We start from the raw sequence: 15,931 nt of genomic DNA, 5'->3' as shown, positions 1-15,931 counted from the left end.
TCGCGCGTAGAGGTGTTTGTGCCCTTGTGAAGGGCATATAGGGAGCACCGCACAACTGCACATGCACGAAGGGAGCCCGCCGTGGACAAAGACGTCTCCGCGGGAAGCGGAATCACGACCGTGGCCGGTCGACTCGCCCTCGGAATCACCCTGTTGGCCTTCGGGCTGGGGCACACCGCTGTGATCGACGGTGTGTCAGCCACTGACGCCGCGTCAATCGCCCAGTACGTGGGCGGTGTCGCCCTCTTCGTCGCCGGCCTGATGGCCCTCCGGGAGGGGGACTCCGCCGGTGGTACGGCGTTCTCGGTGCTCGGGGCGCTGTGGTTCACCTGGGCCGTGACGGACGGCGCCGCCGGTAACGAGGCCGGGCTGTTCCTGCTGTTGTTCGCCCTCGTGGCGCTGTCTTTGACCCTCGCGGGTGGTGACCAGCTCGGTCAGGGGATGTACGGGCTGTTCTTCGTGGCCCTGATGCTCATGGCGATCGCCGAGTTCGCCGGTAACGACGGGCTCGCCAAGGCGGGTGGGTGGTTTGCCGTGGCCTCGGGTGCGGTGGCCTGGTACGCGGCGACGGCGGTGCTGGCGCACTGGCCGACGGTGCTTCCGCGGCGTGCTGCCGGCCGGGGCGTGACGGCCACCGGCTGAATTCGGCAGCCGACGCTGGGGTATTGGGCGGCCCCGGCGTTTGAAAACGGACCCCCTGCGCGGCTGGTGGCAGCACGTGGGGGTCCGTCCTCTTGTTTGGCCTCTGCGGGTACGTGGGGGCTTGTCGCGCAGTTCCCCGCGCCCCTGACAAGAAGGCCGATTACTCCACTGTCACAGACTTGGCGAGGTTCCTCGGCTTGTCGATGTCCCTGCCCAGGGCCAAGGCCGTGTGGTACGCGAGGAGTTGGAGGGGGATGCCCATCAGGATCGGGTCGAGTTCGTCCTCGTTCTTCGGGACGACGATCGTTTCGTCGGCCTTCTCCTGGTGCTGGTGGGCGACCGCGAGGATCTTGCCGCTGCGGGCCTTGATCTCCTCCAGGGCCGCACGGTTCTTCTCCAGCAGGTCGTCGTCGGGAACGATCGCGACCGTGGGGAGGGCCGGCTCGATCAGGGCCAGCGGGCCGTGCTTGAGCTCGGAGGCGGGGTAGGCCTCGGCGTGGATGTAGGAGACCTCCTTGAGCTTCAGGGAGGCCTCGCGGGCCACCGGGTAGCCCCGGACGCGGCCGATGAAGAGCATCGAGCGGGCCTCGGCGAACTGCAGGGCCAGCTTCTTGACGTCCTCCTCGTGCTCCATGATCTCGGCGATCTGGGCGGGCAGCTTCCGCAGGCCCGCGATGATCCGCTTGCCGTCGCGCACCGAGAGGTCGCGGGTGCGGCCCAGGTGCAGGGCGAGCAGGGCGAAGGCGACCGTGGTGTTGGTGAAGCACTTGGTGGAGACCACGCAGACCTCCGGCCCGGCGTGGACGTAGATGCCGCCGTCGGCCTCGCGGGCGATCGCCGAGCCGACCACGTTCACCACGCCCAGGACCCGTGCGCCCTTGCGCTTGAGCTCCTGCACGGCGGCGAGGACGTCGTAGGTCTCGCCGGACTGGGAGACCGCGACGTAGAGGGTGTCGGGGTCGACGACCGCGTTGCGGTAGCGGAACTCGGAGGCGGGCTCGGCGTCGGCGGGGATGCGGGCCAGTTCCTCGATCATCTGGGCGCCGATCTGGCCCGCGTGGTACGAGGTGCCGCAGCCGAGGATCTTCACGCGGCGGATCCGGCGGGCCTCGCGGGCGTCCAGGTTGAGGCCGCCCAGGTGCACGGTGGAGAAGCGGTCGTCGATGCGGCCGCGCAGCACGCGGTCCACGGCGTCGGCCTGCTCGTGGATCTCCTTGTGCATGTAGGTGTCGTGGCCGCCCATGTCGTACGAGGCGGCCTCCCACTCCACGGTGGTGGGCTCGGCCGTGGTGCGGGTGCCCTCGGTGGTGTAGGTGCGGAAGTCGTCGGCCTTCAGGGTGGCCATCTCGCCGTCGTCGAGCGTGACGATCTGGCGGGTGTGGGCGACCAGCGCGGCGATGTCCGAGGCGACGAACATCTCCTTCTCGCCGATGCCGAGGACGACCGGGGAGCCGTTGCGGGCGACGACGATCCGGTCGGGGAAGTCGGCGTGCATGACGGCGATGCCGTACGTGCCCTCGATGAGCCGGAGGGTCTCGCGGACCTTGTCCTCCAGCTTGGTGGCCTGGGAGCGGGCGATGAGGTGGGTCAGCACCTCGGTGTCGGTCTCGGAGAGGAACTCGACGCCGTCCGCCTCCAGCTTGCGGCGCAGGTCGGAGGCGTTGTCGATGATGCCGTTGTGGACGACGGCGACCTTGCCCTCGGCGTCCAGGTGCGGGTGGGCGTTGACGTCGGAGGGGGCGCCGTGGGTGGCCCAGCGGGTGTGGGCGATGCCGGTCGTGCCCTTGAAGCGGGCCGGGACCTTGGCCTCCAGGTCGCGCACGCGGCCCTTGGCCTTGACCATCTTCAGGCCGGACGTCTTCGGGGACGTGACGACGATGCCCGCGGAGTCGTAGCCGCGGTACTCCAGGCGCTGGAGGCCCTCCAGCAGGAGGGGCGCGACGTCACGCTTGCCGATGTAACCGACGATTCCGCACATATATACGTATTCCTAGCCGTAGACGATGCGTCGCAGCTGCCGGAGCGAGAGCTCCGGCGGTGCCACCGCGCGATATTGCAGATCCGCCTCGATCCGTTCGAAGATCGCCGTGTTCACCAGGCCCTGGGCCTGGAGCTCACGGTGGCGGCGACGGACGTACTCCTCGGTCGTCTCGTCGAAGTACGCGAGCACGTCCTGGATCACACGCAGTGCCTCGCCCCGGCTGAGGGGGCTGGACCGCGTCAGATGATCAACGAGTTCGTCGTGCACTCGCTAGATCCTGAGGCACTGGCGGCACTTTCGCAAGGAATCTGCCCGGTTTCGGGCAGATGACTGTTGGAACACTTATGGGACGCCCATGGGAGTCTGATGGGCGATTGTTCCCCGGGCGGATGTGTAAGGCGAGCAGCTTGTGGCGCCATGGACATTCCTCGTATGGGCGTACCCGAGCGGCTCGCCGAGCGCATGAGCATGGCTGAGCAGCACGAGTACCTGCGCGCCAGATTCTCCCGGCGCACGATGATCAGAGGCGGCGCTGTCACGCTCGGCGCCGTCGCGGGTGGCGCCTTCGTTCCGGGTGCCACCGCCCAGGCGGCCGTACCGACCGCCCGCACCGCGCCCGCGACCGAGACCGTCGACGGTGCCCTCGTCGCCCCCTTCGGCCGCCACCTCGCCTACGGCGCCGACCCGCGCACGGAGATGACCGTCTCCTGGCAGGTCCCGGTCGCCGTCAAGAAGCCGTTCATCCGGATCGGCGCCCACCCCACGGACCTCTCCCGGAAGATCGACGCCGAGGTCCGCACCCTCTTCACGCCCGCCGGTGTCGGCGCCAGCGGCAACCACACCCAGTACTACGTGCACGCCGAGCTGGCGCACCTGCGCCCGGGCCGCACGTACTACTACGGCGTCGGCCACCAGGGCTTCGACCCGGCCGAGCCGCACCTGCTGGGCACCCTCGGCACCTTCACCACCGCCCCCGCGCACAAGGCGCCCTTCACCTTCACGGCCTTCGGCGACGAGGGCGTCAGCTACCACGGCCTCGCCAACAACAGCCTGTTGCTCGGCCAGAACCCGGCCTTCCATCTGCACGCCGGTGACATCGCCTACGCCGACCCGTCCGGCTCGGGCCAAGCCTCCGACATCGGCTTCGACTCGCGGATCTGGGACCAGTTCCTCGCCCAGACCGAGTCCGTCGCCAAGTCCGTCCCGTGGATGCCCGCCTACGGCAACCACGACATGGAGGCCTGGTACTCACCCAACGGCTACGGCGGCGAGGAGGCCCGCTGGAACCTCCCGGGCAACGGCCCCGACCAGAAGAACCTGCCGGGCGTCTACACCTTCGTCTACGGCAACACGGCGGTCATCTCGCTCGACGCCAACGACATCTCCTTCGAGATCCCGGCCAACCTCGGCATCTCCGGCGGCACCCAGACCAAGTGGCTGGAAGCCCAGCTGAAGAAGTACCGGGCGTCGAAGGACGTCGACTTCATCGTGATCTTCTTCCACCACTGCGCCTACTGCACCTCCACCTCGCACGCCTCGGAGGGGGGTGTGCGCCAGGAGTGGGTGCCGCTGTTCGAGAAGTACACGGTGGACCTGGTCATCAACGGCCACAACCACCAGTACGAGCGCACGGACGTCATCAAGGGGAACAAGGTCGCCAAGAAGCTGCCGATCGGCGGCACGGCCTACCCCGAGACCGACGGCGTCGTGTACGTGACGGCCGGTGCGGCGGGCCGCAGCCTGTACGCCTTCAGCGCCCCGCTGTCCTACGAGGGCAACGAACAGGACGTGGACTCCGTGGCCTCGTTCGTCAACGTCAAGGGCGGCAAGCAGAACGAGACCGTCGCCTGGTCCCGGGTGCGCTACCTCGACTACTCCTTCCTGCGCGTGGACGTCACCCCCGCGCCGAAGGGGCGTACGGCCACGCTGAAGGTGCGCGGAATCGCCGAGAGCGGTGAGCAGGTGGACCACTTCACGGTGGCGCGCCGGGCCAAGTAGCGCCCAGGAGCGCTACATCCGCTTGAGGATCGCCTGCTTGGCGAGCGCGAACTCGTCGTCCGTCAGCACGCCCGTGCGGTGCAGTTCGCCGAGTTCGCGCAGGCGGCGCAGGAAGGCGTCGTGATCGTCCTCCGTGGGCGCGACCGGGAGAGAAGGCGTTTCCGGTCGCGCCTCCGGTACGTCGGCGGTGGCCCCGGCCGGGTGCGGAAGCCTGGCCTGGACCGCCGCCGCGACCAGCGCCATCAGCGGGTCCTTCTTGAAGCCCCACAACTCCACGGAGTTGGGGTCGTACTTGGGCGGGGCCTTGGTGGGCGCGTTCCGCACGGTGAAGCGGACGTAGCCGTTCTCCAGGCCGGCCGCCGGCTGCCACTCCACACCCGTGATGTCGGTGAGGGCGAGCGTGCGGGCACCGGCGGCGGCCTTGGCGTCCTCCGTCTTCCAGTTCCACTCCAGGCGTATGCGCTCGCCGTCGAAACTCGCGGTGCCGTCCCCGGCGGAGACCGAGAGCGGCACGGCGGGCCCGGGCAGCAGGTACGCGGTCACCGGGTCGGCCGGGACCTGGTCCAGGAGCAGCGCGTTCCGCACCTCGTCCGTGAAGTACTCGGCGACCCCGTAGCGGTCGGACTCGACGAGCAGCTGGTACGGGTCATGGGGCTCGGTGAGCCGCCCGCCGGTCGCGTGCAGCAGGGGATCGGCACCGTCGCGCAGGCGCAGCCGCAGACGCCCGCTCTTCTTGCCCTGCTCGAACGAGATTCCCGCCAACGCCCCGAGCGGGACGATCAGTTCACCCAGCTCCCTGCGCAGCAGGCTGACGTTCTTGTCCCGTCCGGGAGTCAGTCGCAGGGCATCGCCGTCGAAGGCCCATGTTCCGTCCTTCTGGATGATTTCCGCCATGGGGTGGATTGTTCCACCAGTCTCACGAGAGAGTGGTCCAGACCTCTTAGGGCTCAACGGCTCATCGAAGGGACGCTTTTGTGAGACAGCACCACAGAACGCTTCGCCTTCTCGGATCCCTGCTGCTCGTCGCGATGGGCGTCTCCGTCACCGAGGCGGGCACGGCTCAGGCGGCGGCCCCCACCCCGCTCGACCGGGTCGTACCGGCACCCGCTTCCGCCGCCCCGGGCGGCGCCCCGTACCGCATCACACGCGGCACACAGATCCGCGTCGACGGCTCGCGGGAGGCACGGCGCGTCGCCGAGTACCTCGCGGACATCCTGCGGCCCTCGACGGGTTATGACCTCCCGGTCACCGCGCGTGGACGCGGCGGCATCCGGCTGGAGCTCGCGAAGGGCGACTTCGGGGCCGAGGGTTACCGGCTGAACAGTGGCCGTCACGGCCTGACGATCAGCGCCGGGACGCCCGCCGGCCTCTTCCACGGCGTGCAGACCCTGCGCCAGCTGCTCCCGGCGGCCGTCGAGAAGGACTCCGTCCAGCCCGGCCCCTGGCTGGTCGCGGGCGGCACCGTCACGGACATCCCGCGCTACGGCTGGCGCGGCGCCATGCTCGACGTCTCCCGGCACTTCTTCACCGTCGACCAGGTCAAGCGCTACATCGACCAGTTGGCCCTCTACAAGATCAACAAGCTGCACCTCCACCTCAGCGACGACCAGGGCTGGCGCATCGCCATCGACTCCTGGCCGCGGCTGGCCACCTACGGCGGTTCGACGGAGGTCGGCGGCGGCCCCGGCGGCTTCTACACCAAGGCCGACTACAAGGAGATCGTGCGGTACGCCTCCTCCCGCTACCTCGAGGTCGTCCCCGAGATAGACATGCCCGGCCACACGAATGCGGCCCTCGCCTCCTATGCCGAGCTCAACTGCGACGGCGTCGCACCGCCGCTGTACACCGGGACCGAGGTGGGCTTCAGCTCGCTGTGCGTCGGCAAGGAGGTCACGTACGACTTCGTGGAGGACGTCGTTCGGGAGCTCGCCGCGCTGACTCCGGGCAAGTACCTCCACATCGGCGGCGACGAGGCGCACTCCACCAGCCATGAGGACTACGTCGCGTTCATGGACCGGGTGCAGCCGGTCGTCGCGAAGTACGGCAAGACGGTCGTCGGCTGGCACCAGCTGACCGGGGCGAGCGCGGCGAAGGGGGCGCTTGCCCAGTACTGGGGGCTGGACAGCACCAGTGCCGAGGAGAAGGCGCAGGTCGTGAAGGCCGCGCAGAACGGGACCGGGCTGATTCTGTCCCCGGCGGACCGGGTGTATCTCGACATGAAGTACACGAAGGAGACGCCGCTGGGGTTGTCCTGGGCGGGGTATGTCGAGGTGCGGCGGTCGTACGACTGGGATCCCGGGGCTTATCTGCCGGGCGTGCCGGGCAGCGCGGTGAAGGGGGTCGAGGCGCCGATGTGGTCGGAGACGCTCGAGAACTCCGCGCACATCGAGTTCATGGCGTTCCCGCGGTTGCCCGGTGTTGCCGAGTTGGGGTGGTCGTCGGCGGCTTCGCATGACTGGGAGCGGTACAAGGTGCGGCTTGCTGCGCAGGCTGAGCGGTGGAATGCCCTGGGGATCGAGTGGTATCGGTCGCCGCAGGTGCCGTGGGGGTCTGCCGGTCGGTGATGTGTCTGCGGGCCGGTGGGGGCTGGTCGCGCAGTTCCCCGCGCCCCTAAAGGATTGCGCAGTTCCCCGCCCCCCTGAGAGCCAAATGACGGGCACCCCGGAGGACCGTACTCCGGGGTGCCCGTCTGCTCGTGGGTCAGAACTCGGCGATCGGGTTCTTGAGGGTGCCGATCAGCTGGAGGGCGCCGGACGGGTCCGACAGGTCGACCATCTGTTCGTTGTTGCGGAGTTGGAGGCGGTTGAGGCAGGAGAGGGCGAACTCGGGGGCGAACATGTCGTACTGCTTGAACTTGTCGGCCAGTTCGGGCATCGACTCCTGGTAGGCGCGGGTGACGTCCGCGACCGTGCGCCAGAAGTCGTCCTCCTCCAGGATCCCCTCGGTGGCGAGGTTCGCCGCGAGGAAGCGGAAGAAGCAGTCGAAGACGTCCGTGAAGATCGACAGGAGTTTCTTGTCCTCCGGGACCTCGACGCGCAGCCGCTCGACCGTCGGCGGCAGCACCGCGTCCGGGTCCATGACGGCGATCTCCTCGGCGATGTCCTTGTAGATCGCGCGCTGCACGACCCCGTCCTTCAGCACCAGGATGACGTTCTCGCCGTGCGGCATGAAGACCAGGTCGTAGGCGTAGAAGCTGTGGAGGAGGGGCGTGAAGTAGGCCTCGAGGTAGTGGCGCAGCCACTCCGTGGGGGTGAGGCCCGACTGTTCGATCAGCGCGCCCGCGACCGAGGCCCCGTCGTGGTCGACGTGGACCAGGGACGCCATGGTGGCCAGGGACTCGCCCTCCTGGAGGGACGGCACCGGGCTCTCCCGCCACAGCGCGGCGAGCATCTTGCGGTACGGCGAGTAGCGGTCGGTCGCCTGCTCGTACTCCAGGTGCCGGTAGCCGACCGCCGCGCGCTCCTTGATGATCGACAGACCCGTGGACTTCAGCACCGGGTCGCCCTCGATGAGCTGGGCCAGCCAGTCGTTGATCGCCGGGGTGGCCTCCATGTAGGCGGCCGACAGACCGCGCATGAAGCCCATGTTGATGACCGACAGCGCGGTTTTGACGTAGTGCTTCTCCGGGCTCGTCCTGTTGAAGAAGGTCCGGATGGACTGCTGGGCCAGGTACTCGTCGCCGCCCTCGCCCAGGCACACCAGGTGCCCGCGGGCGACCTCGGCGGCGAAGGTGACGGTGAGCTTGTTCCACCACTGCCAGGGGTGGACCGGGATGAGGAGGTAGTCCTCGGGGTCCTTGCCTTGGTCGCGCAGGGTGCCGTGGAAACGCTCGACGGTCTCCTCGCCCAGCTCCTCGCGCAGGAACGACTCGTACTCGATGCCGACACCGGCGGTGAACGCCGCCCGGGAGCGGTGCGCCGCGAGCCAGACGAGCCGGACCGGGCTCGCCGTCTCCGGCGCGTACGACAGGTACTCGTGGATGCCGAAGCCGAGCCGTCCGTTGTTGGCCACGAAGCAGGGGTGGCCCTCGGTCATGCCGGTCTCGATGGCCTGGAAGTCGCCGCGCGCCAGCTCGGCCGCGGTGCTTTTCGGCTTGGTGAGCTTGTAGCAGGTGCCGGAGAGGGTGGAGGAGATCTCCTCCAGGTAGACCGGGAGGATCTGCTCGCTCAGGCCCAGGGTGTCCTTCAGCTCGATGAAGAAGTCCAGGGCCGCGAGCGGGAGTTCGGCGCCGTCCCGGTGCCGGGTGATCGAGCCGGCGTCGACCTGCCAGTGGTCCAGGGCCCGGCGGTCGGCGGAGAAGGCGTACCGGGTGAGGCCGTCGTCGCTGCGGACGACGTAGCGCTCCCCGTCGTCCTCGGGCGAGAGCAGCCGTTCGTGCGCGAACTCGGCGAGGGCTTTGCGGATCAGCAGGCGGTTCGCCTGGTCCCAGCGCTCGGGGGACAGGTGCGCCACGGCGTCGGACAGGGTCATATCGCTACTCCTCGGGCCGCCAGGTACTGCTCACGCGTGCAGAAGCTCAGCAGCGCGCGCTTCTCCGGCTTGTCGATCTCGCGCTCGGGCACGAAGCCGACGGCCTCGTTGAGCGCGTGTACTGCCTTGTTGCTCACGTCGGGCTCCACCACGACCCGGCGGGTGCGCGGGTCGGCGAACAGCTCGTCCATCACGGCGGTGATGACCGCTTTGGTGAAGCCGTGGATCGGCCGGTCGGTCGGCGCGACCAGGAAGTGCATGCCGACGTCGCCGGGCTCCGGGTCGTACAGGCCTTCCAGCTCGACGTACCGGGGGTCGTAGGACTCCATCAGGAACGCCGGGCGGCCCTCGTGCAGACCGAGGTACGCGTGGTGGTACTCGTGCGCCGCGATGCGCATGTACTCGCGCTCGACGTCCTGGAGTTTCGCGTCCTGCATCATCCAGTAGGACGCCTTGGGGTGCGTGACCCAGGAGTGCAGCAGCTCGGCGTCCTTCAGGGGGTCGAGCGGGCGGACGGCGAGGGTGCCGATTCCGGTGGTGGCGCTCATACGGCGAACTCCTGGAAGGCGATGGACTTCTCCACCGGGTAGTACTCGCTGCCCAGCAGCTCCCGGATGATGTACGCGTTCCGGTACGGGCCCATGCCCAGGTCGGGGCTGGTGATGCTGTGGGTGTGGACGCCGGCGTTCTGCAGGAAGACGCCCCGGCCGGTGACGTCGACGGCGTAGTTGCGGGCGACGTCGAAGTTGCCCTGGGAGTCGTAGACCAGGCGGTCGCGGATCGGCTTGAGGAACTCCGGCTCGGCGTACCGGTAACCCGTGGCCAGCACCAGGCCCTCGGAGTTCAGCTCGAAGTCCTTGCCCTGCTCCTCCTGGCGGAAGCCCAGCGTGTACGTGCCGTTCTCGTACGCCGCGCTGTTCAGCGAGGCGTTGGTGATCAGCCGCGTGGGCACCGGGCCGCCGAGGTTCTTCTGGTAGAGCAGGTCGAAGATCTCGTTGATCAGATCGCCGTCGATGCCCTTGAAAAGGCCCTTCTGCTCGGTCGTGAGGCGGTAGCGGGTCGCCTCCGGCAGCTCGCGGAAGTAGTCGACGTACTCCGGGGACGTCATCTCCAGCGTGAGCTTGGTGTACTCCAGCGGGAAGAAGCGCGGGGAGCGGGTGACCCAGTTCAGCCGGTAGCCGTGGACGTCGATCTCGCTGAGCAGGTCGTAGTAGATCTCGGCGGCCGACTGGCCCGAGCCGACCAGCGTGATCGAGTCCTTCTTCTGCAGCTCCGCCTTGTGGCTCAGGTAGCGGGAGTTGTGCAGGAAGTCGCCGCCCAGGTCCTGGCAGGCCTCGGGGATGTAGGGCGGGGTGCCCGTGCCGAGGACGAGCCGGCGGGCGCGGTAGACGTCTCCGGCCTCGGTGTGCACGACGTAGAGGTCGTCCTCGTAGCGGACTTCCGTCACCGTCGTGCCGAAGCGGATGCTGCTCAGCTTGTTCGCGGCCCAGCGGCAGTAGTCGTCGTACTCGACGCGCAGCGGGTAGAAGTTCTCGCGGATGTAGAACGAGTACAGCCGGCCCTTCTCCTTCAGATAGTTCAGGAAGGAGTACGGGGAGGTCGGGTCGGCGAGGGTGACCAGGTCCGACATGAACGGCGTCTGGAGGTGGGCGCCGTCGAGGAACATCCCCGCGTGCCACTCGAAGTCGGGCTTCGACTCCAGGAAGACGCCGTCGAGTGCGTCGATCGGCTCGGTCAGGCAGGCGAGGCCGAGGTTGAACGGGCCGAGCCCGATCCCCACGAAGTCATGGGTTGTGGTGGGGTTTTCAGGACGCGCGGTCAAGGGACTCTCCCAGGTACTGCTCGGCATGGCCGGCGATCAGATCGAGGACGGCGGCGATGTCGGACGCCTGCGTCTCGGGGTTGAGCAGGGTGAACTTCAGGTAGTGACGGCCGCCGACCTTGGTGCCCGCGACGATGGCGTCGCCGGAGGCGAACAGGGCCTTGCGGGCGTAGAGGTTGGCGCGGTCGATCTCGGCGGGGTCGGTGACGGCCGCCGGGATGTAGCGGAAGACGAGGGTGGACAGGCTCGGCTCCACGACCACGTCGTAGCGCGGGTCGGCGGCGAGCAGCTTCCAGCCCTCCCGGGCCAGCTCGCACACCTCGTCGAAGAGCTGCCCGATGCCGTCGGCGCCCATGGTCCGCAGGGTCATCCACAGCTTGAGGGCGTCGAAGCGGCGGGTGGTCTGCAGGGACTTGTCCACCTGGTTGGGGATACGTTCCTGCACCATCCGGCGCGGGTTGAGGTACTCCGCGTGGTAGGTCGCGTGGCGCAGCGTCGCGGCGTCCCTGACGAGCACGGCCGAGGAGCTCACCGGCTGGAAGAAGGACTTGTGGTAGTCGACGGTGACCGAGTCGGCGCGCTCGATGCCGTCGATGCGGTCCCGGTGCTTCACGGAGGCGAGCAGACCGCAGCCGTAGGCGGCGTCGACGTGCATCCAGGTGCCGAACTGCTCGCAGAGCCCGGCGATCTCGGGCAGCGGGTCGATGGAGCCGAAGTCGGTGGTGCCGGCGGTGGCGACGACGGCCATGGGGACGAGGCCGGCCTCCTTGCAGCGCTCCAGCTCGCGGGCGAGGGCGACGGTCTGCATGCGCTTGTCGTGGTCGACGGGTATGGAGACCACGGCGTCCTGGCCGAGCCCGAGGAGCTTCGCGGACTTCTTCACGCTGAAGTGGCTGACCTCGGAGGCGAAGATACGCAGTTTGGCCAGCGTGTCCGTCTTGGCCTCCTCGCGGGCGAGCAGCAGCGCCTGGAGGTTGGACTGGGAGCCGCCGGAGGTGAACACGCCGTCGGCGGCGGGGCCGAGGCCGATGCGCTCGTTGGTCCAGTCGATCAGTTTCCGCTCGATGAGCGTGCCGCCGGCCGACTGGTCCCAGGTGTCCAGCGAGGAGTTGACGGCGGACAGGACCGCCTCGCCGAGCACGGCCGGGATGACGACCGGGCAGTTGAGGTGGGCGAGGTAGCGCGGGTGGTGGAAGTAGATCGCGTCCCGGAGGTAGACGTCCTCCAGTTCGTCGAGCACCGCGGTCGTGTCGTGCAGCGGCCGGTCGAGGTCGATCTCGTCGATGCGGGGGGAGAGGGCGTCGACGCTGACGCCGGTGAAGGGCCGGTCGGTGGCGGCGAGTTTGGCGGCCACCCGCTCGACTCCGTCGGTCACGGAGCGGCGGTACTGCTCCGCGGTGGTGTCGTTGAGCAGGTGCGAGCGCATGTGGGGGTCCTCCGGTGGGGACAGTCCGGTTGCGGGACAGGGGTGGGCTGAGCCGCGGGTCTAACTTAGGTAAGCCTAACCTAAGTTGCATGGGGGGAGGGCTGGCTCTGCCGTGACTGCGGTCACGCGTGGGTCATCGATGCCGTCGGTCAGCCTTCGGCGCGGAGTTGCTCCTCGCTCACTCCGCGGCGCCAGTAGCCGACGAACGTCACCCGGCGGCGGTCGATCCCGCGCTCCCGCACGAAGTGCCGGCGCAGCTGCTTCACGCAGCCGGACTCGCCGGCGATCCAGACGTACGGCCGCTCGGCGGGCGGGAGCTGGGCGTCGCGGAGGGTGTCGAGGACCATGGGGGATCCCTCGGCGGCCTTGGGGTCCCCGGGGCGCTTCGGGGTCTCGTCCTTCACGAGCCAGGTGATCTCGGCGTCGGCCTCGGTCACCAGGTCCTGGACGTCCCCGGTGTGCGGGACCTCCAGCCAGACCCGCGCGCGGGTGCCGGCCGGCAGCGCCTCGACGATGGCCGAGGCGGCCGGTACGGCGGTCTCGTCGCCCCAGACGACCACGAGGTCGGTGTCCTCGGGCGGCCGGAAGCGGATCGCCCGGTTGTCGGCGACGGCCGGGCCGAGCAGCAGGACCCGGTCCCCGGCGGCGGCCCGGTCGGCCCAGCGGGAGGCCGGACCGGCCTGGACCGAGGCGTCCGGCCCGATGCCGTGCAGGGCGAAGTCGATGTCGATCTCGTCCGGGTCGCGGCGCAGCGCGCGCAGGGTGTACGAGCGCATCACGGCCCGTACGTCGTCCGGCAGTTCACGCCAGCCCTGCCACCATCCGTCCCCCAGCTCGAGCGGCACGACCGGCTCGGGCTGCCCGGGATGCGGCAGGAACAGCGACAGCGACTGGTCACGCCCGTCGGAGTGGAAGGCGTGCAGATCGGGCCCACCGAAGGTGACACGGACCAGAGACGGACCGAGCCGCCTCGTCCGCACGACCTGGAGTGAGAAGAAACGGAAGGGGGCGGCTACGGCGGTGGTCATAAAGACTCCTGAGTCGTGATCAGGGGGTCAGGCAATGCCCTCAGGGGCGCGGGCTGCATCCATATGCGGCTCCGCCGCGCGGGCGCGACAAGCCACATGCGGCCCGCAGCCGCAGCCGTCGCGCAGCCCCCACGGCGCTGAACGCCTAGCCGACCTTCTTCGCGTTCTCGATGGCCTTCGCCAGGTTCTCCACCAACGGCACACACTTGTCGTACGACAGGATCGGCTCGGGCGACCGGGAGATGACCTGTCCGGCCTTCACCGCCGGCAGCTTCTTCCACGTCGCCTCGGAGATGTCCGCCGGCTGGATCGCCGAGGACCGGTCGTCCATCACGATGACGTCGGCCGCGTACTTGTCGACGTTCTCCCAGCTCAGGCTCTCGAACCAGCCGCCCTCGTCCTTGGCCTTCTCCGGCGGTTCGACGAAGTTCACGCCGAGGGACTTGAAGTACTCCAGGTCGGCGGAGAGGTTGGTGCCGGAGACGTAGAAGAGCTCCTGGCTCGCGGAACCGGCCATCACCTTGATGTCGGGGTGCGCCTTGGCCGCCTTGCGCAGCCGCTCGGAGGCCTCCTCGAACCGCTTCTTGGCGTCGGTGGCCTTGGCGGACTTCACGTCGCCGCCGAGGGATTCGGCCAGTTCCCACATGCGCTGCAGCGGTTCGGTGAGCTTGCGGTCGTAGACGGAGATGCCGACGCTCGGGGCAAGCTTGGCGATCTTGTCCTTCGAGGCCTCCGGGACGTACCAGAGCGTGCCGGCGTCGTCGAACATCGTGCTGATCAGAACGTCGGGGGCGAGGGCGGCGTACTTCTCGACGCTGAACTGGTCCCAGGCGTTGCCGAGGATGGTCACCTTGCTGATGTCCATGTCTCCGGCCTGGACGTCGGGCTTGCCGTCCTGGGTCTTGGTCGGGCCGAAGACGCCCTTGACGGAGACGCCGTAGTCGTGGAGGGCGGCGGCGACGCCGGTGAAGGCGACGATGTTCGCGGGGGTCTTCTTCAGCTGTACGTTCTTGCCGCGGTCGTCCTTGAAGGACCACGGGCCGGACTTGGCGCCCGCCGCCGCGTCCGAGTCGCCGTCCTTGGAGTCTCCGCTGCCGCAGGCGGTCACGAGGGCGCCGAGTCCGAGGGCGCCCCCGGCGGCGAGGATGCCGCGTCGGGAGAAGCGGGCGGTTCTGGCGTTCGACATGGCTGAGTCTGCTTTCGTGCGTACGGAGCTATGCGGGCACGGCTGAGAGCCGCTTGGCTGGAATGAAGCTTAGGCTAGCCTAACCTCATGAGGCGCCCAGGGGGCCCTGGTGCCTGTGCCGCTTGTGCGACGGCCGTGAAGATCATGTGCGGCGGGCGCTGTGAGTGACGACATGCGAAGGGCCTGCGCCGTGTCCGGCGCAGGCCCTTCGGTTTCTCAGCCCGCCAGTCCCAATTCCCGGGCGATCAGCATGCGTTGGACCTCGCTCGTGCCCTCGCCGATCTCCAGGATCTTGGAGTCGCGCCACATGCGGGCGACCGGGTACTCGTTCATGAAGCCGTAGCCGCCGTGGATCTGGGTGGCTTCGCGGGCGTTGTCGACGGCGATGGTGGAGGAGTGGAGCTTGGCGAGAGCCGCCTCCTTCTTGAAGGGGGCGCCGGACACCAGGCGGGCCGCCGCGTCGCGCCAGGCGAGGCGGGCCGTGTGGGCCTTCATCTCCATGTCGGCGATCTTGAACTGGATGGCCTGGTTCGCGGCGATGGGCTTGCCGAAGGCCTCGCGTTCCTTGGCGTACTTGACCGACTCGTCCACGCAGCCCTGCGCCAGGCCCGTCGCCAGGGCGGCGATCGCGATACGGCCCTCGTCGAGGATGCGGAGGAACTGGGCGTAGCCGCGGCCCTCTTCGCCCAGGAGGTTCGCCGCCGGGACCCGGACGTCCGTGAAGGACAGCTCGCGGGTGTCCGAGGCGTTCCAGCCGACCTTCGAGTACGGGGCCGCGACCGTGAAGCCGGGGGTGCCGGACGGGACGATGATCGAGGAGATGTGCGGCTTGCCGTCCGCCGACCGGCCGGTGACCGCCGTGACCGTCACCAGGCCCGTGATGTCGGTGCCCGAGTTGGTGATGAAGCACTTCGTGCCGTTGATCACCCACTCGTTCGTGGCGGAGTCCAGGCGGGCCGTCGTACGGGTCGCGCCCGCGTCGCTGCCGCCGTCCGGTTCCGTCAGGCCGAACGCGCCCAGGAGTTCACCCGAGCAGAGACGGGGGAGCCACTCGCGCTTCTGGGCCTCCGTGCCGTAGCGGTAGACCGGCATCGCGCCCAGTGAGACTCCGGCTTCGAGCGTGATCGCGACCGAGGAGTCGACCCTCGCCAGTTCCTCCAGGGCCACGCCCAGCGCCAGGTAGTCGCCGCCCATGCCGCCGTACTCCTCGGGGAACGGCAGGCCGAACAGGCCCATGCGGCCCATCTCGCGGACGATCTCGTACGGGAACTCGTGCCGCTCGTAGAAGTCGCCGATCTTCGGCGCCACCACCTCGTGGGCGAACTCCTCGACCGTGCGGCGGAGTTCCTCCAGTTCGGGGGAGAGTCGGTAATCCATC

The 15,931-nt window shown here is 68.9% G+C and carries 13 protein-coding genes; 3 read left to right on the top strand and 10 right to left on the bottom strand.

The features are described from left to right. The first annotated feature begins 81 nt into the window (after positions 1-81). Complete coding sequence (locus AC07DF_RS26300) at positions 82-642, top strand: GPR1/FUN34/YaaH family transporter (protein WP_478976088.1); 561 nt, start codon at positions 82-84, stop codon at positions 640-642. 160 nt (positions 643-802) lie between these two features. On the opposite strand, the gene glmS is transcribed toward AC07DF_RS26300, so the two are convergent. After that, positions 803-2,620: a glutamine--fructose-6-phosphate transaminase (isomerizing) gene (gene glmS / locus AC07DF_RS26295; RefSeq protein ID WP_215121199.1), complete on the bottom strand. Its 1,818-nt coding sequence runs from the start codon at positions 2,618-2,620 to the stop codon at positions 803-805. Positions 2,621-2,632: 12 nt separating this feature from the next. Further along, the gene (locus tag AC07DF_RS26290) at positions 2,633-2,890 is read right to left on the bottom strand and encodes a hypothetical protein (RefSeq protein WP_478976084.1); all 258 of its coding nucleotides are present in this window, start codon (positions 2,888-2,890) and stop codon (positions 2,633-2,635) included. A gap of 165 nt (positions 2,891-3,055) precedes the next feature. Here AC07DF_RS26290 and AC07DF_RS26285 point away from each other — a divergent pair, with 165 nt between their 5' ends. Further along, positions 3,056-4,621, top strand: coding sequence for a purple acid phosphatase family protein (locus tag AC07DF_RS26285; protein ID WP_478976250.1), 1,566 nt, complete (start codon positions 3,056-3,058; stop codon positions 4,619-4,621). A gap of 12 nt (positions 4,622-4,633) precedes the next feature. Here the strand turns inward: AC07DF_RS26285 and AC07DF_RS26280 are convergent, their stop codons facing one another. Beyond that, a complete protein-coding gene (locus AC07DF_RS26280; protein ID WP_478976081.1) occupies positions 4,634-5,515 on the bottom strand; it encodes a DUF4429 domain-containing protein in 882 nt (293 codons plus the stop codon). An 80-nt stretch (positions 5,516-5,595) separates the two neighbouring features. On the opposite strand from AC07DF_RS26280, the gene AC07DF_RS26275 reads away from it, so the two are divergent. Then, entirely contained in the window at positions 5,596-7,185 is a 1,590-nt protein-coding gene (locus AC07DF_RS26275) for a beta-N-acetylhexosaminidase (protein WP_478976078.1), read from the top strand. A gap of 136 nt (positions 7,186-7,321) precedes the next feature. Here AC07DF_RS26275 and AC07DF_RS26270 read toward each other — a convergent pair whose 3' ends face one another. The 7 genes from AC07DF_RS26270 to AC07DF_RS26240 all read right to left on the bottom strand — a co-directional run bounded on the left by AC07DF_RS26270 (position 7,322) and on the right by AC07DF_RS26240 (position 15,930). Next, positions 7,322-9,091 carry an IucA/IucC family protein gene (locus tag AC07DF_RS26270; RefSeq protein WP_478976075.1) on the bottom strand — a complete coding sequence of 590 codons (1,770 nt, stop codon included), beginning with the start codon at positions 9,089-9,091 and terminating at the stop codon, positions 7,322-7,324. Continuing rightward, entirely contained in the window at positions 9,088-9,639 is a 552-nt protein-coding gene (locus AC07DF_RS26265) for a GNAT family N-acetyltransferase (protein ID WP_478976072.1), read from the bottom strand. Before AC07DF_RS26265 ends, AC07DF_RS26270 begins: the two co-directional genes overlap by 4 nt. Continuing rightward, positions 9,636-10,913, bottom strand: a complete 1,278-nt coding sequence (locus AC07DF_RS26260; RefSeq protein WP_478976065.1) for a lysine N(6)-hydroxylase/L-ornithine N(5)-oxygenase family protein — start codon at positions 10,911-10,913, stop codon at positions 9,636-9,638. Before AC07DF_RS26260 ends, AC07DF_RS26265 begins: the two co-directional genes overlap by 4 nt. Further along, positions 10,897-12,339, bottom strand: coding sequence for a lysine decarboxylase DesA (desA, locus tag AC07DF_RS26255; RefSeq protein ID WP_478976062.1), 1,443 nt, complete (start codon positions 12,337-12,339; stop codon positions 10,897-10,899). The genes AC07DF_RS26260 and desA overlap by 17 nt, the downstream gene beginning before the upstream one ends. Positions 12,340-12,488: 149 nt before the next feature. Then, a complete protein-coding gene (locus tag AC07DF_RS26250; RefSeq protein ID WP_478976059.1) occupies positions 12,489-13,367 on the bottom strand; it encodes a siderophore-interacting protein in 879 nt (292 codons plus the stop codon). 145 nt (positions 13,368-13,512) lie between these two features. Continuing rightward, a complete protein-coding gene (locus tag AC07DF_RS26245; RefSeq protein ID WP_478976056.1) occupies positions 13,513-14,553 on the bottom strand; it encodes an ABC transporter substrate-binding protein in 1,041 nt (346 codons plus the stop codon). 216 nt (positions 14,554-14,769) lie between these two features. Continuing rightward, complete coding sequence (locus AC07DF_RS26240) at positions 14,770-15,930, bottom strand: acyl-CoA dehydrogenase family protein (protein ID WP_478976053.1); 1,161 nt, start codon at positions 15,928-15,930, stop codon at positions 14,770-14,772. Position 15,931: the final 1 nt, after the last annotated feature.

Source organism: Streptomyces sp. NPDC044719, from assembly GCF_056433405.1.
The sequence above is the reverse complement of the archived record's forward strand: the minus strand, read 5'-3'. Positions and strand labels throughout refer to the sequence as shown.

Excerpts from the sequence above, each read along its gene's own strand:
- glmS (WP_215121199.1), bottom strand. The coding sequence starts at position 2,620 with ATGTGCGGAATCGTCGGTTACATCGGCAAGCGTGACGTCGCGCCCCTC.
- AC07DF_RS26285 (WP_478976250.1), top strand. The coding sequence starts at position 3,056 with ATGGGCGTACCCGAGCGGCTCGCCGAGCGCATGAGCATGGCTGAGCAG.
- AC07DF_RS26280 (WP_478976081.1), bottom strand. The coding sequence starts at position 5,515 with ATGGCGGAAATCATCCAGAAGGACGGAACATGGGCCTTCGACGGCGAT.
- AC07DF_RS26270 (WP_478976075.1), bottom strand. The coding sequence starts at position 9,091 with ATGACCCTGTCCGACGCCGTGGCGCACCTGTCCCCCGAGCGCTGGGAC.
- AC07DF_RS26265 (WP_478976072.1), bottom strand. The coding sequence starts at position 9,639 with ATGAGCGCCACCACCGGAATCGGCACCCTCGCCGTCCGCCCGCTCGAC.
- desA (WP_478976062.1), bottom strand. The coding sequence starts at position 12,339 with ATGCGCTCGCACCTGCTCAACGACACCACCGCGGAGCAGTACCGCCGC.
- AC07DF_RS26250 (WP_478976059.1), bottom strand. The coding sequence starts at position 13,367 with ATGACCACCGCCGTAGCCGCCCCCTTCCGTTTCTTCTCACTCCAGGTC.
- AC07DF_RS26245 (WP_478976056.1), bottom strand. The coding sequence starts at position 14,553 with ATGTCGAACGCCAGAACCGCCCGCTTCTCCCGACGCGGCATCCTCGCC.
- AC07DF_RS26240 (WP_478976053.1), bottom strand. The coding sequence starts at position 15,930 with ATGGATTACCGACTCTCCCCCGAACTGGAGGAACTCCGCCGCACGGTC.